This is a genomic window from Streptomyces sp. WI03-4A, from assembly GCF_033792105.1.
Lineage (GTDB): Bacteria > Actinomycetota > Actinomycetes > Streptomycetales > Streptomycetaceae > Streptomyces > Streptomyces collinus_A.
Genome location: NZ_JARAUO010000068.1, coordinates 1 through 20086 on the forward strand (window position 1 = coordinate 1; position 20086 = coordinate 20086).

Here is a 20086-nt window from a genome sequence, read left to right on the forward strand (position 1 = left end):
CCGTGGGCCTCTCCGCGGGCTCCAGCGCCGGCGCGGGTGTGCCCGCGTGGTCGTGGCCGGGCGCGGGCTGCCGGGGCGGGGACGGCTGTACGTCGGTCTCCGGGCTTGTCGCCCGGGGCTGCGGTGCGGGCTCGTGCCCGGTGGGGTCCCGCGGGTCCGCGGACGGGGCCGCGGGGTCGGGGCGGGTGGTGCCCGGTCCTCGGCCCAGGGCGCGCCTGCGGCCGGCGCCTGGGCCGGGGGCGGGAGCGTCGTTCGAGGTCATGGCCGTCGCAGGCTACCGCCTGACGGCCGCCGGGAGGACTACCGACCCCGCAGCCGCCGGACCAGGATGCTCGCGTCCCCTCGGGACTCCAGATCGGCGAGGACCACCGCGACCGCCTCGCGGACGATCCGGCCGCGGTCGACGGCGAGCCCGTGCTCGCCCCTCAGCACCAGTCGCGCGTGCTCGAGGTCCATGAGCTCCTCGGCCGAGACGTATACCGTGATCTTCTCGTCGTGCCGCTCGCGCCCGCTGGGCCGCCGGGCCGCCGCCCGGCCCCGCTTGCGGGGCTGCTGGGCAGCGGCGGCAGAAGAACCTTCCTGCGCCGCCTGGCGCCGGGCCGGCCGGGTCCGGGACTCGCCCGTCTCCGCCGGTTCCGCCTCCGCCGCCACATGCTCCGCGCCCTCGCCGTCACCGCCCTGCACGGGCACCGACGGCGGCGCGTCCTCGGCGGCCGCCACGTCGTCGCTCTCCCCCGCGGGAGCCGGCACCCGGGCCTCACCGCCCGCCCCGCGCCGGGGCGTGGACGGCTGGAGCGCAGTCCCCCCTGTCGTACGGAAGAGTTCGTCGGCCCCCGGCAGACTCACTCGGCGTGACACCGGGCGAGCACCTCCCTGGCGAGCTGGCGGTAGGCGGCGGCACCCACGGAGTTGGAGGCGTACGTGGTGATCGGCTCACCGGCGACCGTGGTCTCCGGGAAGCGGACGGTGCGCCCGATGACCGTGTGGTAGACGTGGTCGTCGAACGCCTCGACGACACGCGCGAGCACCTCACGGCTGTGCACGGTGCGCGAGTCGTACATCGTGGCGAGGATGCCGTCCAGTTCCAGCTCGGGGTTGAGCCGCTCCTGGACCTTCTCGATCGTCTCGGTCAGCAGGGCCACACCGCGCAGCGCGAAGAACTCGCACTCCAGCGGCACGATCACCTTGTGCGCGGCCGTCAGCGCGTTGACGGTGAGCAGGCCGAGCGAGGGCTGGCAGTCGATGACGATGTAGTCGTAGTCGTCCATCAGGGGCTTCAGGGCCCGCTGGAGGGTCGACTCGCGGGCGACCTCGGAGACCAGCTGGACCTCCGCCGCCGACAGGTCGATGTTGGACGGCAGCAGGTCCATGTTGGGGACCGCGGTCTTCAGCAGGACCTCGTCCGCCGACATGCCCCGCTCCATGAGCAGGTTGTAGACCGTGAGGTCGAGCTCCATCGGGTTGACACCCAGACCCACCGACAGCGCGCCCTGCGGGTCGAAGTCCACGAGCAGCACGCGCCGGCCGTACTCCGCGAGCGCGGCACCCAGGTTGATGGTCGACGTCGTCTTGCCGACGCCGCCCTTCTGGTTGCACATCGCGATGATCTTCGCGGGGCCGTGGTCGGTCAGCGGGCCCGGGATCGGGAAGTACGGCAGCGGGCGTCCGGTCGGACCGATGCGCTCACGGCGCTGGCGGGCCGCGTCGGGCGCGAGCGTGGCCGCGTACTCCGGATCGGGCTCGTACTCGGCGTCGGGGTCGTAGAAGTGCCCCTCGGGCAGTTCGTCGTAGTCGGCGAAGTGGTTGTGGGGCGCGCCACTTCCGTCGCCGGCCATGGCGTTCACGTGATGGCCATCCATGCTCTGGTGTGCTGTCCGGACCGTCTTCGGCCCGGGACTCTGGTGGGCTGCGAAGGTGCGCACTGCGACGGAGCCGACAGCCTCGAATCCCCCGGAGCCCTGGCCCCGTACAGGCATTCCTGGTTGACCACCCCCGGGAGAAAATGTCGACTCATTCACAAGTCGTCTTACCTCCTTGGTGACCAGGAAACTTCTAGACAAGGTCAGCGTGGCACCATGCCGACGGTTGGCGACTCTATGGCGTGTCGGCGGTCCGCAGCAACACAATCCGCCGGACCCGGCAGGATGTGTCGGCAATGAAACATCCCGCTGTCAAGGGCGTAAGGCCGTCGCACAGCAGGTTTCACCGGTGTGCGAATCGGTCGAAGGGTTACGTTCGAGGCGAGTTGGCCGAGAGCCGCAAAGTGACCATACACACATCCGGCCGGACCTTGTCGGGCAAGGTCCGGCCGGGTGTGTGTCGTTGACGAACCGTGTTGACGAATCGCCTTTTGGCTGCCGGTGACTTAGCGACTCACCAGGCAGGACGGCTCAGCCGAGCAGCGTCTCGAGCTCCACGTGCTCCAGGCCGTGGGCCTCGGCGACCTCCTTGTAAACGACCTTGCCGTCATGGGTGTTGAGACCCTTGGCGAGCGCGGCGTCCCGGCGCAGCGCCTCGACCCAGCCGTTGTTGGCGACGGAGACGATGTACGGCAGCGTCGCGTTGGTGAGGGCGTTGGTGGAGGTGTTGGGCACACCGCCCGGCATGTTGGCGACGCAGTAGAAGACCGAGTTGTGGACCTCGAAGGTCGGCTCGGCGTGCGTGGTGGGACGGGAGTCCTCGAAGCAGCCGCCCTGGTCGATCGCGATGTCGACAAGGACACTTCCGGGCTTCATGCGGGCCACCAGCTCGTTGGTGACCAGCTTCGGGGCCTTGGCACCCGGGATGAGGACCGCGCCGATGACGAGGTCGGCGTCGAGGACGGCCTTCTCCAGCTCGAAGGAGTTGGACATGATCGCCTTGACCTTCGTACCGAAGATCTTGTCGGCCTCGCGCAGCTTGTTGATGTCGCGGTCGAGCAGGGTCACGTCGAAGCCCATGCCGACGGCGACCTGGGTGGCGTTCCAGCCGGAGACACCGCCGCCGATGACGACGGCCTTGGCCGGGGTCACGCCCGGGACGCCGCCCGGCAGCACGCCACGGCCGCCGGCCGCGCGCATCAGGTGGTAGGCGCCGACCTGCGGGGCCAGCCGGCCCGCGACCTCGGACATCGGGGCGAGCAGCGGCAGCGCGCGGTTCGGCAGCTCGACGGTCTCGTAGGCGATGGCCGTGGTGCCGGACTCGATGAGCGCGTCCGTGCACTCCTTGGAGGCGGCCAGGTGCAGGTAGGTGAAGAGGATCTGGTCCTTGCGGAGGCGGTGGTACTCCTCCGCGATGGGCTCCTTGACCTTCAGCAGCAGGTCGGCGGCGGCCCACACCTCGTCGGCGGTGTCGAGGATCCCGGCACCCGCGGAGACGTACTCCTCGTCCGTGATCGAGGAGCCGAGGCCGGCGCCCCGCTCGATGACGACCTGGTGGCCGTTGCGCACCAGCTCGTGCACACCGGCGGGGGTGATGGCCACCCGGAACTCGTTGTTCTTGACCTCGCGGGGGATGCCGACCTTCACGTCGATCACGGTCCTTGGCTCAGAGGGTAGGGGGGTGCATTACAGACGTACCCAGACATGCGGCGGCATACCGGGAGACACCGCCGGAGAACGAGCGGCAGAGCCAGTTTAATGAAGGTGTTCCGGCTGTCTAGCCTTTCATTGCATCAATCTTCTTCGGATGCGGTACGGATTTCGCAGGCCGTAGCGTCCTGCTGGGGGCTGGAGTCGTCCTCCGGACGTTCCTCACCCAGCATGCGCTCGGCCGCCGCCCGGTGCAGATGGGCGGAGGTGGGGTCGCCGAGCCGGTCCAGGGTGTCGGCCAGCCGGAGCTGCAGCGCGGCCTGCAGCCGGACGTCCTCGGCACGCCGCGCCCACTCCACCGCCTCCTGGCAGGTGCGCAGCGACTCGGTGGGCCGGCCCGCGTACTCCTGTACCCGGGCCACCTCGCTCAACGCCCTTGCGTGCCCGGCCACATCGCCGTTCTTGCGGTACCCGGCGGCGGCCGCCCGCCAGTTCCTGAGCGCCTCGCCGTAGCGGCCCGCGTAGGTGTGCGCGGTGGCGATGCGGCCGTACAGCCGGGCGGCCTCCGGGCGCTCGCCCCGGGCCAGCCGTTCGGCGAGGGCCCGGCCGAACCAGTCGGCGGCCCGGTCGTAGTCCCCCAGCTCCTGGTGCGCGCCTCCTACGGATTCCATCGCGCGGCCGGTGGCGTACGGGTCGTTCGCCTCGCGTCCGGCGTCCAGAGCGGCCCGGTAGCGGGCCAGCGCGGCCCGCGTGCGGCCGGTCTGGGCGTCCAGATCGCCCAGGTTCAGCAGGGCGGCGGCCTTCTCCCGGTGCAGTCCGCGCCGCTCGGCGACGTCCAGGACCAGGCCGTGCACCCCGTACAGGTCGGCCGCGGCCGCCTGGGTGCCGACGTGCGCGGCCATGGCCCTGACCAGCTGGGACATCAGCCTGCGGGCGAGGGTGTCCAGCTCCCCGTCGGCCACGGCCAGGCGGACGGCGGCCAGCAGGGCGGGCCTGCGGACCCGGAGCCAGTCGGCGGCCGCCCGGGGCGTGGGGAAGCGCAGCGCCCGGGGCATCTCCTGGAGCTTGTCCCGGGCCTGCGGGCTGTCCGTCTCGGTGATCAGCCGGCACGACTGCAGCAGCCGTACGGTCCGCTCCAGCATGCGGGCGGTGGCGAGCTGCAGCTCCGCCGGGCGCTCCAGGCTCTCGGCGAGGGACCGCATCAGGGGGTGCAGGCAGCCGGGGACCTCGTACTCGGGCAGCGGGGAGTCGACCGCGCGCAGCAGGCCGAGGGCGACGAAGTCGTCCAGGGCGGCGCGCGCGGCGCCCACCGAGCAGCCGGCCAGGGCCGAGGCGGTGTGCGGGTCGACGAGGCCGGCCGGGGCGAGGTGGAGCAGCCGCAGCGTCCGGGCGGCCTGACCGGGGAGCTGGTCGTGCACGAGTCGGAAGATCCGGGTCAGCGGGCTGCCGTCGGCGCCGTCCTCCAGGTCGGCGTGCATCCGTTTGGCGAGGTCGGAGACGGCCGCCTGGGGCCGGGAGGCGAGCCAGCCGCCGGCCAGGTTGAGCGCGGCGGGCCGGCCCTGGCAGGCCTCCGCCAGGCTCTCGGCGGAGCGCGGGTCGACGGTGATGCGGACGGAGCCGGTGTGGCGGGTGAGGAGTTCCACCGCGGACTTGGTGTCGAGGCCGCCCAGGGTGCACGGGCGGACGTCCGCGATGCCGGTGAGCGGCCCGCCGGAGACGGCCACCGCGAGGCAGTCGGGGGCGTCCGGCAGCAGCGCGTCGACCTGCTCGGCGCCGGCCGCGTCGTCCAGCAGGAGCAGGGCCCGCCGGCCGGCGAGTGCGGCGCGCAGCGCCTCGGTCAGCTCGTCCTCGGCGGCCCCGGCGGGGGCCCGCACGCCCAGGGCGGCGAGCAGTTCGCGTGCGGTGTGCTCGACGGGTACGGGGGTGCCGTCGGGCTCGCTGAGCCGGGCCCGCAGCACTCCGTCGGGGTAACGCTCGGCTACCTGCCGGGCGAGTTCCGCGGCGAGCGCGGTCCGGCCGGAGCCGGGCGCGCCCGCGATCAGGAGCACGCGCGCGCGGGGGGCCTTGCGGCCGGACAGGGTGTCCAGGCCCGCGCGCTCGATGTCGGCCCGCAGCTCCTTCAACTCCCGCGTGCGGCCCAGGAAATGGTCCTCCGCGGTCCCGGGCGCGGACAGCCGCGCTCCGTCCGTGTCCACCGCCTGATCCGCCACGGGCCACACTCCCGTCCCACCGCACGCGCAACCCCGCCGGGTCTTCCCGGTACGGGCGTTTCCAGAGCCTAGTTCACGCTCTGCGACGTTCCGTGAGGAGCGCGGCGGGCAGGTCGCCCGATCGGATCAGGCGATGGTCACACCAACGGGTGGGTGGGTGGCGTCAGGACGCGAAGGGGCGGGCGGGCCAGGGCGCGTCGGCCGGGCGCAGGGCGTCCTCGCCGTCCCCGCCGCGGGCGGCCACCAGGGAGAGGACCCCGACCACCAGGCAGTTGTTGTGCACGTCCCCGGCCAGCACCCGGCGCACCAGCTCGTCGACCGGCACGCGCGCGTGCTCCATGTCGGTCTCCTCGTGCTCCGCCTCGAAGCGAGCGCCCTCGGCCTCCGACAGATCGCGGGCGAGGAAGATCCGCACGGCCTCGTCGCAGCCGCCGGGGGTGGTGTAGACGTCGGTCAGCACCCGCCAGTCCTCGGCCTTGACGTGCGCCTCCTCGTACAGCTCGCGCTGGGCGGCGTGCAGCGGGTTCTCGCCGGGCACGTCCAGCAGGCCGGCCGGGATCTCCCACAGCTTGTGCCGCACGGGGTGGCGGTACTGGTTGATGAGCAGGACCCGGTCCGCCTCGTCCAGGGCGAGGACGGCGACCGAGCCGGGGTGGACCTGGTAGTCACGGCGGGCCACGGAGCCGTCGGGCATGACGACGTCGTCCGTGCGCACGGAGGTCTTGTTGCCCGTGAAGGGGGTCTCCGTCGCGCGGATCTCCCACTCCTCGGGGGTGTCCTTGATCGTCATGCCCTGTCCTTCCACACACGCAGGCGAGAATCCGGCCCGGTACGCAAGCCGGGGTACGAAGGCCGGGGTGCCCACCGTCGAAGGTGCGCACCCCGGCCACCGTACAACCGGTGCGTTACTCGGCGATCTTCCGCTCGACCGACGCCTTCACCAGGCCGGCGAACAGCGGGTGCGGGCGCGTCGGCCGCGAGCGCAGCTCCGGGTGCGCCTGCGTGGCGACCAGGTAGGGGTGCACGTCGCGCGGGTACTCCACGTACTCGACGAGCTTGCCGTCCGGGGAGGTGCCGGAGAACAGGATGCCCGCCTTCTTCTCCAGCTCCGCGCGGTAGGCGTTGTTCACCTCGTAGCGGTGGCGGTGCCGCTCCTCGACGTACTCCTTGTCGTCGTACACCTCACGGACGATGGAGCCCTCGGCCAGCTTGGCCGGGTACATCCCGAGCCGCATGGTGCCGCCCATGTCGCCCTCGCCGGCGACGATGTCCATCTGCTCGGCCATGGTGGAGATGACCGGGTGGGCGGTGGCCGGGTCGAACTCGGTGGAGTTGGCGTCCTGGATGTCGGCCAGGTTGCGGGCGGCCTCGACCACGATGCACTGCAGGCCCAGGCAGAGGCCGAGCAGCGGAATCTTGTTCTCGCGGGCGTAGCGGATGGCGCCGACCTTGCCGGTCACACCGCGCTCGCCGAACCCGCCGGGGATGCAGATGCCGTCCACGTCGCCGAGCTGCGCCTTGGCGCCGGCCGGGGTCTTGCAGTCGTCGGAGGTGACCCACTTGATCTTGACGCGGGCCCTGTTGGCGAAGCCGCCGGCGCGCAGCGCCTCGGTCACCGACAGGTAGGCGTCGGGCAGGTCGATGTACTTGCCGACCAGGGCGAGGGTGATCTCGTGGTCGGGGTTGTGGACGCGGTCGAGCAGGTCGTCCCAGGTCGTCCAGTCCACGTCGCGGAACGGCAGGTCCAGCTTGCGGACGACGTACGCGTCCAGGCCCTCGCCGTGCACGGTCTTCGGGATGTCGTAGATCGAGCGGGCGTCGGGGCACGCCACCACGGCGGCCTCGTCGACGTCGCACATCAGCGAGATCTTCCGCTTGATCGCGGTCGGCACCTCGCGGTCGCAGCGCAGCACGATCGCGTCCGGCTGGATACCGATGTTGCGCAGCGCGGCGACGGAGTGCTGGGTCGGCTTGGTCTTCAGCTCGCCGGACGGGCCGATGTACGGCAGCAGCGAGATGTGCACGACGAAGACGTTGTCCCGGCCGACCTCGTGGCGGACCTGGCGGACGGTCTCCAGGAACGGCAGCGACTCGATGTCGCCGACCGTGCCGCCGACCTCGGTGATGACGACGTCCACCTCGTCGGTCGCCATCCGGCGGATGCGGTGCTTGATCTCGTTGGTGATGTGCGGGATGACCTGCACGGTGTCACCCAGGTACTCGCCGCGCCGCTCCTTGGCGATCACGGTCGAGTAGACCTGACCGGTGGTGACGTTGGCGGAGCCGTCCAGGTCACGGTCGAGGAAGCGCTCGTAGTGGCCGATGTCCAGGTCGGTCTCGGCGCCGTCGTTGGTGACGAACACCTCACCGTGCTGGAAGGGGTTCATCGTGCCCGGGTCGACGTTCAGGTACGGGTCGAGCTTCTGCATGACGACGCGCAGTCCGCGGGCCTTGAGCAGCATGCCCAGGCTGGAGGCGGTGAGGCCCTTGCCGAGCGAGGAGGCGACACCCCCGGTGACGAAGATGTGCTTGGTCGTCGTAGATTTCGGCGGCATGGCCAAGAGGGGGCTCCCGTGGTCGCTGGCTGTCGTGCGGGGCGGCTGCCGGTCCGGATGCTTCCGGGGGCGCCGTCGCTGCGGTTCGGGGGTTTGTCTCTCCCACCGGTCCACGGGCTACCAGCGTAACAGCGCCTGGCCGGGATGGCTTCCGGCCACGCTCCGCGTCCGGACCGACACGCGACGCCGGGCACACGCGCCGTCACGGCACGCGTCGGTCACATGGTCATCATCGCCCGCTCACTCGTTCGGCCCACACAGGTTGTCCGGAGCGGCACGCGGATCATCTACGTGCGTCGTATCCTGCTCGGACATTCGCTGCCGAGCCCGGCCGGAAAGACGGCACACCCCCGCCACCATCAGCCGGAACAACGAGAGCGCGGCAGTTCGTTGAGCTAGGACTGTCGTTTTGCCTCAGGGCTCGGCGGGCTGCTTTGCTTCACCGCTCAACGACGCACAACAACGACCCCCTTGACCGCACTAGCGACAGCCCCCCTGCGCGGGGGTGACGTGGCCGTTCGACTGGAGTTGCACGTGGCCGGGCGCATCGAAGACTACGCACTCATCGGAGACATGCAGACCGCTGCCCTGGTCTGCCGGGACGGCACAGTCGACTGGCTGTGCCTGCCCCGCTTCGACTCGCATGCCATCTTCGCCGGCCTGCTGGGCACCGAGGAGCACGGCTTCTGGCGGCTCGGCCCGGCGCACGCGGCCGACTCCCCGCCGCCCACCGCGGCGCGGCGCACCTACCGCGGCGACTCGCTGATCCTGGAGTCGGAGTGGGACACCCCGCGCGGCACCGTGCGCGTGACGGATTTCATGCCTCCGCGTGACGGCGCCCCGCAGCTGATCCGGATCGTGGAGGGCGTCACCGGTCGGGTGCCGATGCGCTCCGCCCTGCGCATGCGGTTCTCCTACGGCCGGGTGGTGCCCTGGGTGCACAAGCACGAGGGCCGCACGGTGGCGGTCGCCGGACCCGACTCCGTGTGGTTCGACACGGAGGCCGAGACCTACGGCAAGGCACTGACGACCTACGCCGACTTCACCGTCGCCCCGGGTGACCGGATCGCGTTCACCATCTCCTGGGAGCCCTCGCACAAGGAGCCGCCGGCTCTCCCGGAGCCGGAGCAGTCGCTGGAGGCGACGGAGACCTTCTGGCGCGACTGGGTCGAGCACTGCACGTACCACGGTCCGTACCGCGAGGCGGTGGTCCGCTCGCTGATCACCCTGAAGGCGCTGACCTACGCCCCCACCGGCGGCATCGTCGCGGCCCCCACCACCTCGCTGCCCGAGGACATCGGCGGCGTCCGCAACTGGGACTACCGCTACACCTGGCTGCGCGACGCGGCGATCACCCTGTCCTCGCTGCTGCGCACCGGCTACCGCGAGGAGGCCCGCGCCTGGCGCGAGTGGCTGCTGCGCGCGGTGGCCGGCGATCCCGAGAACCTGCAGATCATGTACGGCATCGCGGGCGAGCGCGAGCTCGGCGAGGCCGAGCTGGACTGGCTGCCGGGCTACGAGCGGTCGGCCCCGGTGCGGGTCGGCAACGGCGCGGCGCACCAGCTCCAGCTCGACGTGTACGGCGAGGTCACCGAGGCCCTGCACCTGGCCCACATGACCGGCCTGGCGCGCAACGACTACGCCTCGCTGCTCCAGCTGAAGCTGATCCGCTACCTGGAGGACCACTGGCAGGAGCCGGACGAGGGCATCTGGGAGGTGCGCGGGCCGCGCCGGCACTTCGTGCACTCCAAGGTGATGGCCTGGGTGGCGGTGGACCGCACCATCAAGCTGATCCAGTCCGGTGACGCGGACGGCCCGCTGGAGCGCTGGACGGAACTGCGCGACGACATCCACCGGGACGTGTGCGAGAAGGGCTACGACAAGGAGCGCAACACCTTCACCCAGTCCTACGGCTCCCAGGAGCTGGACGCCTCGCTGCTGCTGATCCCGCAGATGGGCTTCCTGCCGCCGGACGACAAGCGGGTGATCGGCACGATCGAGGCGATCCAGCGCGAGCTGTCCACCCCGGACGGTTTCATCCTGCGCTACCCGACCGAGGGTGAGAGCGAGGGCGTCGACGGCCTGCCGGGCGACGAGGGCGCCTTCCTGGCCTGCTCCTTCTGGATGGCGGACGACCTGGCGATGATCGGCCGGGTGGACGAGGCCCGCAAGCTGTTCGAGAAGCTGCTGGCGCTGCGCAACGACCTCGGTCTGCTCGCCGAGGAGTGGGACCCCAGGCTGCAGCGCCAGGTCGGCAACTTCCCGCAGGCCTTCAGCCACGTGCCGCTGATCGACACCGCGCTGCGGCTGACGGCGTCGGGGGCGTACGGCGGCTAGACACGGCCCAGGCACCCGGGAGCGCGGGGAACCGGTTCCCCGCGCTCCCGGGAGTGCCCGCGCCTAGGCTGGGACCGGACACATCCCCCCTTTCCGGAAAGGGGGCGGCCATGGCTTCCCCTTCGAAGGCGGGCGCGGCCCTCGAGGCGCTCCGCGAGGATCTGGTCGGCGACGTGTTCGCTCCCGGGGACATGGGTTACGACGAGGCCCGCGAGGTCTTCAACGCCATGATCGACCGGCGCCCTGCCGTGATCGCCCAGTGCGCGGACGCGACCGACGTGGTCCGCGCGGTGCGGTTCGGCCGGGAGCTCGACCTGCCGATCGCGGTGCGCGGCGGCGGGCACAGCGTCGCCGGCACGGCCCTGGGCGACGGCGCGCTGGTGGTCGACCTGCGCCGGATGCACCAGGTGACCGTCGACCCGGCGGCCGAGGCGGTGCGGGTCGGGGGCGGCGCCACGATGAGCCATCTGGACCGGGCCACCCAGCCGCACGGTCTCGCGACCACCGGCGGCCGGGCCTCCACGACCGGCGTGGGCGGCTTCGTCCTCGGCGGCGGCACCGGCTGGCTCGACCGCACCTTCGGCCTCGCCGTCGACAACCTCCTCGGCGTGGAGCTGGTGACCGCCGACGCGGAGCGGGTGCACGCCAGCGCCGACGAGAACCCCGAGCTGTTCTGGGCCCTGCACGGCGGCGGCGGCAACTTCGGCGTCGCCACGGCGATCACCCTGAAGCTCCACGAACTCCCCGAGTTCGCCATCGCCCTGCTGCTGTTCGAGCCGCGGTACGGCCAGGACGTGGTCCGCATCTTCCGCGAGATCATCGGCAGCGGCCCCGACGAGGTGAGCGGCGCGGTGCTGTACCTGACCGGCCCGCCCGAGGAGTTCGTACCGCCGGAGCAGGTGGGCAAGCTGGTGTGCGCAGGGCTGCTGACCTGCGCGGGCGGCGAGGACGACCTGCGCAAGCTCGCCCAGCCGCTGCTGGCGCTGCCGCACGAGGCGGCGCTGGTCGGCGACATGCCCTACGTGGACCTGCAGTGCATGCTGGACGATCCGCCCGGTCAGCGGAACTACTGGTCGGCGGAGTACCTCACCGGCCTGCCCGACGAGGCGGTGGACGCCTTCTGCGGCCGCGCCGAGACCATGCCGGTGCCGACCTCCACCCAGCACCTGCTGTTCCCGCAGGGGGGCGCGATCGCCGCCGGTCCGCACGAGTACCCGGTCCCCTACCGGGACGCGGCCTGGGCGGTCCACCCCTTCGCCGTCTGGGAGGACCCCGCCGACGACGAGCGGGCCGTCGCCTGGGTGCGGGAGGTGCGCGCGGCCGTCCGGGCGTGGAGCACGGGCGCGGTGTACCTGAACTTCATCGGCGAGGAGGGCGGCGAGCGGGTGCGCGCGGGGCTCGGCGCCGGGAACCTGCTGCGGCTGGAGAAGGTCAAGCGCCGGTACGACCCCGACAACGTCTTCCGCTTCAACCACAACATCCGTCCGGTCTAGGCCGCGCACCCGGCCCGGCCGGCGTCCCGATCTGTCGTCCGGGCGTTTGCGCAGGTAGCGTCCGCTGCATGGACAGCGGCACGGAGAGCAGATTCGCCACTCAGGGCGCCGGGATCACCGTTCAGCGGGCGCTCGAACTGCCCGGACTGCGCAGCGGGCTACCGGAGATCCTGGCCGGGGCCGACCGGCTGGGGCGCACCGTGCGCTGGGTGCACGCCGGCGAGGTGCCCAACATCGCCTCGCTGCTCAAGGGCGGCGAACTGCTGCTCACCACGGGGTACGGACTGGGCACCCGCCCCGCCGACCAGCGGGCGTTCGTGCGCACGCTCGCCGAGCGCGGGATCGCCGCGCTGGTGGTGGAGCTGGGCCCGCGCTTCACCCGGCTGCCCGCCGCCCTGGTGGACACCGCACGCGGCGCGGGGCTGCCGCTGGTCCAGCTGCACCGCGAGGTGCCGTTCGTGACCGTCACCGAGGAGATCCACACCGAGATCGTCAACGGCCACTACGCGCTGCTCCAGCGGGCCGAGGAGGTCCACCGGCGGTGCACCGAGGCCCTGCTGGGCGGCGGCGGGGTGCCGCAGGTGCTGGGCATCCTGGCCGACTTCAGCGGCAACCCGGTGTTCCTGGAGGCGTCGGACGGCCGGCTGCTGTACGCGGCCGGGGCCGGTCCCGAGGGCGCCGATCCGCTGCAGGTGTGGGAGGGGCTGCGCCATCCGCACAAGGACGCGCCGCCGCCCGCCGGTTCGGTGCTCGTGGACGTGCCCGGCGGCGGGCCCGGCGGCGGTCCGGGTGCGGTGCGCGCCCGGCTGGTGCTGCTGCCGGTCCGCTCCCCGCTGGCCCCGGTGCACCGGATCGCGGCCGAGCGGGCCGCGGGCATCCTGGCCGTGGTGCTGATGCAGGCCCGACAGGAGGAGGAACTGGCGGCGCGGGGGCGCGGCGACTTCCTCACCGACCTGGCCGAGGGCCGCATCACCGCGGAGGACGCCCCGGCACAGGCCCGGGTGCTCGGCTTCAAGCCCGGCGACGGCCCGCTGCTGCCGGTCGTCATGCGGGTCGGGGACTCCCTCTCGCCGGGCGGGGGGTGGGCGGTGCTCGCGCGCGCGGTCGCGGAGGAGCTGGCGGCCGTGGGGGTACCCGTGCTGCTCGGCGTGCGGCCGGTCGAGGGCCGGGTGCCGGTGCTGCTCGGGCTGCGCTCGGAGACGGAGCGGTCGGCGGTCGCCGACCGGGTGGCGGCCGCGCTGCGGGCGGGCGTCGAACGAGCCGGGATGCGGCGGCCCGGCGCGCCTCCGCCGGTGGTGGTGGTCGGGGTGGCCGGCGGCTGGGCGGCCGCCTCGGCGGGGCTGAGGCACGCGGCGGAGACGGCGACGGCCGCCCAGGGCCTGACCGACCGGCCCTGGTACGACGCCCGGCGCCTCGACATCGACCTGCTGCTGTGGCGGCTGCGCGACCACCCGGACCTGGCCGCGTTCGTGGAGCGCGCCATCGGCCCGCTGCGCGACCACGACCACCGCTCCAAGCCGCCGCTGCTGCCCACCCTCGAGACCTATCTGGCGCACGCGGGGCGCAAGGCGGAGACCGCGCGCGAGCTGCACCTCAACCGCCAGACCCTCTACAACCGCCTCGCCCGCATCGGGGAGTTGCTGGGCACCGACCTCGACGACCCGCAGACCGTACTGGCGTTGAGCCTCGCCCTGCGGGCCCGCCGGCACGTGCCCGGCACGGGGGCCTGAGGACCCGGCGCGGCGGCGGGCTCAGGCCATCGGTGTCGGCCGGGTCAACTCGTCGTAGACGCTGAGCACCTGGGCGACGGTCTCGTCCTCCGTCGGCCAGGTCGCCGCCTGCCGCACGCCCCGCTCCCGCAGCAGCTCCCGCCGCCCGGGGTCGGCCAGCAGCCGGACGACCGCCTCGGACAGCGCCTCCGGGTCGTCGTGCGGGACGAGTTCGGCGGCATCGCCCACCAGGTCCGGGATCCCGCCGACGCGCGTGGCGACGAGCGGGACACGGGCGTGCAGCGCCTCCTGGGCGAGCACGGACCGCGACTCCCACCTGCTGGTCAGCAGCGCCAGGTCGGCGGCCGTGAGCAGTTCGGGCACGTCCTCGCGCAGCCCGACGAGCCGCACCGGCAGCTCCTCGTCCTCGATCCGCCGCTGCAGCACCGGCCGCAGCGGCCCCTCCCCCGCGACGACGACCAGCGGCACCGGGTCGAGGTCCCGCCAGGACCGGGCCGCGTCCAGCAGCACGTCGTAGCCGCGCTGCTGGTCCAGGGAGCCGACGGCCATGAGCAACGGGCGTCCGGTGGCGCCGAGTTCGGCGCGGATCTTGGGTCGCAGCCGGTCGGGGTCGTCCGGGTCGACGGGCCGGCGCCCGCCGGGCAGGGCCACGGCCGCGAGCCGGGCGTCGCGCGCGCCCGTCCGGCGGGCCCGGTCCACCAGGTCCGAGGTGGTGCCGAGCACCACGGCGGCCGTCCGCACCACGCGCCGCTCCAGCAGCCGCAGCAGGTGCGCCCGCGCGCCCTCCGCGCGGGCCCGGTTGTGCCAGGTGACCACGAGCGGGGTGCGGCGCCCGCCGAGCGCGAGCACGGCGCGGAAGGAGGCGTGCAGGCCGTGCGCGTGCACCAGGTCGGCGTCCGCGCAGGCCGCGCGGAGCGCGGCCACCGAGGCCGGATCGCTGCTGCGCGGCACGTGCACGTGGTCGGCGCCGGTGCCGGTGAAGTCGTAGGTGTGATCGGCCTCGTCGGGGGCACACACCGTGACCCGCACGCCCCGGGCGACGAGCCCCTCGGCCAGGGAGCGTACGTGCGCGCTGCTGCCGGCGTTGCCCCCGCCCAGCACCTGCACGGTGCGCAGCGGCGACTGACCGTGCGGTGCGTTGCTGCTCACGGGGCTCCCGGGGCTCCTGACTCGGCGTTGGCGGGTCACAAGGGACGTACAGAAGGTAGCGGGTGGTGCCGGGCGGAGAGGGGCGTACGGACGTGCCACGCGCAGCCCGCACGGGGCACGCCCGCCGCACACACCGCGTGGAATCCGCCACCCGTACCGCGTTCGACCCGCCACCCACGCGGCGTTGAAGCCGCCACCCGCGCGGCGTTCGACCCGCCACCCGCGCAGCGTTCGACCCGCCACCCGCCCTGCTGTCCCTGCCAAGCATGCCAGCAACTACGCCCCCTCCGGGAAATCCGGGGAGGCGCACAGCGCGGCGGCCCGGGTCAGCGCGCCGGAGCATGTCACCCGTACGAGTGAGGGACAGTCGGGCACCTCCCGTACCGCCCCGGCCCTTACCGCGAGGTCAGAGGGGCACAGCCCGCGCCCACGCGCTCACCCGGTCGCCGTACACCGCGGCCGTGACCGCCGCGGCGGCGTGCGCCAGCAGTCCCGCGCGCCGGTTGCACGCCACCGCGGCGACCCCGAGCGCCGCGCCCACCGCGTGCGCGCCCGCGTCACCGATCATCACGCGCTCGCCGAGGTCCCCGGGCAGCACGGCCGCGGCCCCGCCGAGGGCCACCGCCGCCAGTTCCGCGCCCGGCCCGCCACGCGCCAGCCCGGGCGCCCCGAGCGCGAGCACCGCGCCGGCCGCCCGCCCCGGCCGTACGTCGACCAGGTTGACGAAGTGCGCGGCCCCGGCGATCACGACACCGGCCAGCACCCTGTCGACGGGCCGCTCCTTCAGCACGCACCCCGCCGCCAGCCCGGCCGCGGAGATCCCGAACAGCTTGACCGCCCCGCTGGTGACCTCGCCGTGCCGCAGCGCGCCGAGATGCGCCCGGAAGCCGCGCCGGTCGTCCCCGGCCACGTCGTCGTAGCCGCCGCAGACCCCGGCGGCCAGCACGGCGAGCCCGGCGGCCGGACGGACCCGGGCGGCCGCCACCGCCGTGCCCAGCGCCGAGGCGGGCCCGGCGTACAGCCCGACCGTCCGCCCCGCGTGGTTCGTCCGCTCCCAGCGACCGCGGCCACCGGGCGCGGTCGCGCGCAGCAGCGCCTGGCCCGCCCCGGTGAGTGCGGCGGCCAGCAGGAACGAGCGGGACCTGCGGCCCGGGCGCCCGGGGGCCGGCCTCACAGGTCCGCGCGTGCGGTGGCGAGCAGTTCCTCGGCGTGCGCCCGGGCGGTCTCGGAGTCCTCCTGGCCGGCCAGCATCCGGGACAGCTCCCGGACCCGCTCCTCGCCCTCCAGGACCTTCACGCCGGAGCGGGTGACCGAGCCGTCGTTGGTCTTCTCCACCAGTAGCTGACGGTCGGCGAACGCCGCCACCTGGGGCAGGTGGGTGACCACGACCACCTGCGCGGTCCTGGCGAGCTTCGCCAGACGCCGGCCGATCTCCACCGCGGCCTTGCCGCCGACACCGGCGTCCACCTCGTCGAACAGGTACGTCGGCACCGGGTCCGTCCCGGCGAAGACGACCTCCACGGCCAGCATCACCCGGGACAGCTCACCGCCGGAGGCACCCTTGGCGATCGGCCGCGGCGGCGCGCCCGGATGCGGCGCGAGCAGCAGCTCGACCTCGTCCACGCCCGAGGGCCCGTAGGCCACCGCACGCCCGCCGACCTCCACGCCCTCCGGGTCGTCCTGCTGCCGGAGGTCGAAGGACACGCGCGCGTGGGGCATGGCCAGGGAGGCCAGCTCGGCCGTGACGGCCGCGGCGAAGCGTTCGGCCGCCTCGGTCCGCGCGTCCGTCAGCGCCTGCGCGAGTCCGCCCAGTTCGGTGCGCAGCGCGTCGCGCTCGGCGGTCAGCTCGCCGATCCGCTCGTCGTCGCCGTCCAGCTCGGTCAGGCGCGCGGCACTCTGCTCGGCCCAGGCCAGAACGGCGTCGACGTCGTCGCCGTACTTGCGGGTGAGGGCGGTGAGGGCGGCCCTGCGCTCCTCCACGGCGGCCAGCCGCAGCGGGTCGGCGTCCAGGTCGTCGGCGTACCCCGCCAGCTCACCGGCCACGTCACCGAGGAGGATGCCGATCTCACCGATCCGGTCGGCGAGGGCGGCGAGCGCCGGGTCGTGGCCGCGGACGGCCTCCAGGGCCCGGTGCGCGCCCGCGACGAGCATCGAGGCGTCGATGCTCTCGGGGTCCTCGGGATCGCCCGCGAGAGCGCCGTGAGCGGCGGTGGCGGCCGACGACAGCGCCTCGGCGTGCCCGAGCCGCTCCGCCTCCTCGGCCAGCTCCGCGTCCTCCCCCGCCCGCGGCTCCACGCCGGCGATCTCCTCCAGGCCGTACCGGAGCATGTCGGCCTCCTGGGCGCGCTCGCGCGCCCGGGTGACGATCTCCTCCAGCTCGGCGGAGACGGCCCGCAGCCGCCGGTAGGCCTCGGTGTACTTGGCGAGCGGCACGGCGACCGCGTCACCGGCGTACCGGTCCAGTGCCTGCCGCTGCCGGGACAGCTTCAGCAGCCCCTGCTGGTCGGTCTGCCCGTGCACGGCCACCAGGTCGTCCGCCAGCTCGGCCAGCAGCCCGACCGGCACGCTGCGCCCGCCGAGGTGCGCCCGGGAGCGGCCCTCGGCGGAAACGGTACGGCTGATCAGCAGGGCGCCGTCGTCCAGCTCGGCCCCGGCCTCCTCGGCGCGCACGACCGCGGCGGCGTCCGCGGGGACGGAGATCCGCCCCTCCACGACCGCCCGGTCCGCGCCGAGCCGCACGAGCGCCGGGTCGGCGCGCCCACCGAGCAGCAGCCCGAGGCTGGTGACCACCATGGTCTTGCCCGCACCCGTCTCACCGGTGACGGCGGTGAACCCCGGTGACAACTCGACGACGGCATCGTCGATGACCCCGAGCGACCGTATCCGCATCTCCTCCAACACGGAACAGACCATACGAGGTCCGGGGCGGCGAGCGCACATGGCCCGCCCATGTCACCCGGGAGAGCGGGTCCGGCGCACCAGGCCGTGTCCGCAAAGTCCCGTCTGCCGCACGACGGCCTAGTGCGGCGCCCCCCGCCACCCGGAGACGGGCAGCGCGAACTTCGCGACCAGCCGGTCCGTGAACGAGGCGTGGTGCAGCCGGGCCAGGCGCACCGGCACGGCCCCGCGCCGCACCTCCACCCGTGCCCCGGGCGGCAGCTCGACGGTCCGCCGGCCGTCGCACCACAGCACCCCGGGCGGGATGTGCGGCAGCACCTCCACGGCGAGCACCGAGTCCGGCGACGTGACCAGGGGCTTCGCGAACAGCGCGTGCGCGGAGATCGGCACCATCAGCAGCGCCTCCACCTCGGGCCACACCACGGGGCCCCCGGCCGAGAACGCGTACGCGGTGGACCCGGTGGGCGTGGACAACACGATCCCGTCGCACCCGAACCCCGTCACCGGCCGGCCGTCGATCTCCAGCACGACTTCCAGCAGCTTCTCGGCGCCGGCCTTCTGCACGGCCGCCTCGTTCAGCGCCCAGTCGGTGTGCACGATGTCCCCGTTGCGGTGCACGACGACGTCGACGGTCATCCGCTCCTCGACCTCGTACGACCGCGCCACCACCCGGTCGACCACCCGATCGAGGTCGTCCCGCTCGGCCTCGGCGAGGAACCCCACCCGTCCGAGGTTGACGCCGAGCATGGGCACGCCGGAGGCCCGGGCGAACTCGGCGCCGCGCAGCAGCGTGCCGTCGCCGCCGAGCACGATCAGCAGCTCACAGCCGTCGAGGCACTGCGGTGTCGCCTCCTTGACCAGCTCCACCTCGTCGGGGAGCGGCAGGTCGCGCGCCTCCTCCTCCAGCACCCGCACCCCGATGCCGTGCCGCTGCAGCCCCTTGACCACCAGCTCCGCACTGCGGATGGCCGCGGGCCGCCCGGTGTGGGCGAGCAGGAAAACAGTACGCGCTCGGTTCTGTGTCAACGCGGCCCCTCCGCCACTGCACGGTCGACGTCGGCCGGGTCCACCTGGGGTGCCCCCGCCCGCAGCCAGAGAAAGTACTCGACGTTCCCCGAGGGCCCGGGCAGCGGACTCGCGGTGACCCCCCGCACCCCGAGCCCCAGCTCCCAGGCCTTCTCGGCCACTCCCCGCACGGCCTCCGCCCGCAGCTGCGGACTCCGTACGACACCCCCGCTGCCGAGCCGCTCCTTCCCCACCTCGAACTGCGGCTTGACCATCATCACCAGGTCGGCGTCCGGCTTCACGCACCGCTTCAGGGCGGGCAGCACCAGCCCGAGCGGGATGAAGGACAGATCGCCCACGACAAGATCCACAGGTTCCCCATCGATCGCCTCAAGCGTCAACTCGCGTACGTTCGTACGGTCCTTGACGATGACGCGTTCATCGTTCTGCAGAGACCACGCGAGTTGGCCGTATCCGACGTCCACCGCGACCACCTGCGCCGCGCCCGCGCGCAGCAGCACGTCGGTGAAACCGCCGGTGGAGGCGCCGGCGTCCAGCGCGCGCCGGCCCTCGACCACCAGGCCCTCGGGCCCGAAGGCGGCCAGGGCGCCGGCCAGCTTGTGGCCGCCCCGGGAGACGTAGTCCGGATCGCTGTCGTCGGCCTGGACCACGATCGCCGCCGCGGTTTCCACCTGGGTGGCCGGTTTCGTCGCCACGGTCCTGCCGACGGTGACCCGCCCGGCGGCGATCAGCTGGCTCGCGTGCTCGCGCGAGCGCGCGAGCTTCCGGCGGACCAGCTCCGCGTCCAGACGGCGGCGTGCGACTCCTGCCACGGTGGGTTCAGCTCCTGCTCTGGTGGTACGAAGATCGAACATGGGACCCGGAGGGTCTCATCGGGGGGCGGCTGCCGGGCGGCCGGCGGGCGCCGGAGGCCCCGGCCGGGCGTCGAGCGCGGTGAGCGCGTCGCGCAGCCCCCGGTGGACATCCTCGTACACCTCGAGGTGCCCGTCGGTGGCGAGGTGGTCGGTGTCGGCCAGCCGCTCGAGCCCGGCGTCGACCTCGGCGTTCCCGGTGGGCGTGCGCGGGACGTTCAGGGGGGCCGGGGCGGCGGGGTCGTACTCGGTCACGGGGGCGTGCTCGGCCCCCGCCTCGGGTACGGCCTCTTCCTCGGACGCGGACTCGCTCATGCCCAGACGCTAC

The 20086-nt window shown here is 73.5% G+C and carries 15 protein-coding genes and 1 pseudogene; 3 read left to right on the forward strand and 13 right to left on the reverse strand.

The annotated features are described in order from the left end of the window. The 7 genes and pseudogenes from PV343_RS38445 to PV343_RS38475 all read right to left on the reverse strand — a co-directional run. Window positions 1-262, reverse strand: a pseudogene (locus tag PV343_RS38445) (hypothetical protein); the annotation flags it as partial. A gap of 38 nt (window positions 263-300) precedes the next feature. Continuing rightward, the gene (locus PV343_RS38450) at window positions 301-858 is read right to left on the reverse strand and encodes a hypothetical protein (protein ID WP_319151690.1); all 558 of its coding nucleotides are present in this window, start codon (window positions 856-858) and stop codon (window positions 301-303) included. Then, window positions 843-1976, reverse strand: a complete 1134-nt coding sequence (locus PV343_RS38455) for a ParA family protein (protein WP_319151691.1) — start codon at window positions 1974-1976, stop codon at window positions 843-845. The genes PV343_RS38450 and PV343_RS38455 overlap by 16 nt, the downstream gene beginning before the upstream one ends. 414 nt (window positions 1977-2390) lie before the next feature. Then, on the reverse strand, window positions 2391-3515 hold the full coding sequence (gene ald / locus PV343_RS38460; protein ID WP_319151692.1) for an alanine dehydrogenase: 1125 nt from the start codon (window positions 3513-3515) through the stop codon (window positions 2391-2393). A 137-nt stretch (window positions 3516-3652) separates the two neighbouring features. After that, entirely contained in the window at window positions 3653-5719 is a 2067-nt protein-coding gene (locus PV343_RS38465) for a tetratricopeptide repeat protein (RefSeq protein ID WP_319151693.1), read from the reverse strand. A gap of 163 nt (window positions 5720-5882) precedes the next feature. Next, a complete protein-coding gene (locus PV343_RS38470) occupies window positions 5883-6509 on the reverse strand; it encodes an NUDIX hydrolase (RefSeq protein WP_319151694.1) in 627 nt (208 codons plus the stop codon). 115 nt (window positions 6510-6624) lie between these two features. After that, a complete protein-coding gene (locus tag PV343_RS38475) occupies window positions 6625-8274 on the reverse strand; it encodes a CTP synthase (protein ID WP_319151695.1) in 1650 nt (549 codons plus the stop codon). Between the two features lie 534 nt (window positions 8275-8808). Here PV343_RS38475 and PV343_RS38480 point away from each other — a divergent pair. The 3 genes from PV343_RS38480 (at window position 8809) to PV343_RS38490 (ending at window position 13834) form a co-directional block, all read left to right on the forward strand. After that, window positions 8809-10611, forward strand: a complete 1803-nt coding sequence (locus PV343_RS38480; protein WP_319151710.1) for a glycoside hydrolase family 15 protein — start codon at window positions 8809-8811, stop codon at window positions 10609-10611. A gap of 110 nt (window positions 10612-10721) precedes the next feature. Next, window positions 10722-12104, forward strand: coding sequence for an FAD-binding oxidoreductase (locus PV343_RS38485; RefSeq protein ID WP_319151696.1), 1383 nt, complete (start codon window positions 10722-10724; stop codon window positions 12102-12104). Window positions 12105-12172: 68 nt separating this feature from the next. Further along, window positions 12173-13834 (forward strand): PucR family transcriptional regulator, encoded by a 1662-nt coding sequence (locus PV343_RS38490; protein WP_319151697.1) that lies wholly within the window; start codon window positions 12173-12175, stop codon window positions 13832-13834. Window positions 13835-13855: 21 nt separating this feature from the next. Here PV343_RS38490 and PV343_RS38495 read toward each other — a convergent pair whose 3' ends face one another. The 6 genes from PV343_RS38495 to PV343_RS38520 form a co-directional block, all read right to left on the reverse strand. After that, the gene (locus tag PV343_RS38495; RefSeq protein WP_319151698.1) at window positions 13856-14983 is read right to left on the reverse strand and encodes a glycosyltransferase family 4 protein; all 1128 of its coding nucleotides are present in this window, start codon (window positions 14981-14983) and stop codon (window positions 13856-13858) included. A 406-nt stretch (window positions 14984-15389) separates the two neighbouring features. Beyond that, window positions 15390-16157 (reverse strand): hypothetical protein, encoded by a 768-nt coding sequence (locus tag PV343_RS38500; RefSeq protein WP_319151699.1) that lies wholly within the window; start codon window positions 16155-16157, stop codon window positions 15390-15392. After that, entirely contained in the window at window positions 16154-17896 is a 1743-nt protein-coding gene (gene recN, locus PV343_RS38505; protein WP_319151700.1) for a DNA repair protein RecN, read from the reverse strand. The genes PV343_RS38500 and recN overlap by 4 nt, the downstream gene beginning before the upstream one ends. Window positions 17897-18001: 105 nt before the next feature. Further along, window positions 18002-18907 (reverse strand): NAD kinase, encoded by a 906-nt coding sequence (locus PV343_RS38510; RefSeq protein WP_319151701.1) that lies wholly within the window; start codon window positions 18905-18907, stop codon window positions 18002-18004. After that, window positions 18904-19719: a TlyA family RNA methyltransferase gene (locus tag PV343_RS38515; protein WP_319151702.1), complete on the reverse strand. Its 816-nt coding sequence runs from the start codon at window positions 19717-19719 to the stop codon at window positions 18904-18906. Before PV343_RS38515 ends, PV343_RS38510 begins: the two co-directional genes overlap by 4 nt. A 57-nt stretch (window positions 19720-19776) precedes the next feature. Further along, window positions 19777-20073, reverse strand: coding sequence for a hypothetical protein (locus PV343_RS38520; RefSeq protein WP_319151703.1), 297 nt, complete (start codon window positions 20071-20073; stop codon window positions 19777-19779). Window positions 20074-20086 lie beyond the last annotated feature (13 nt).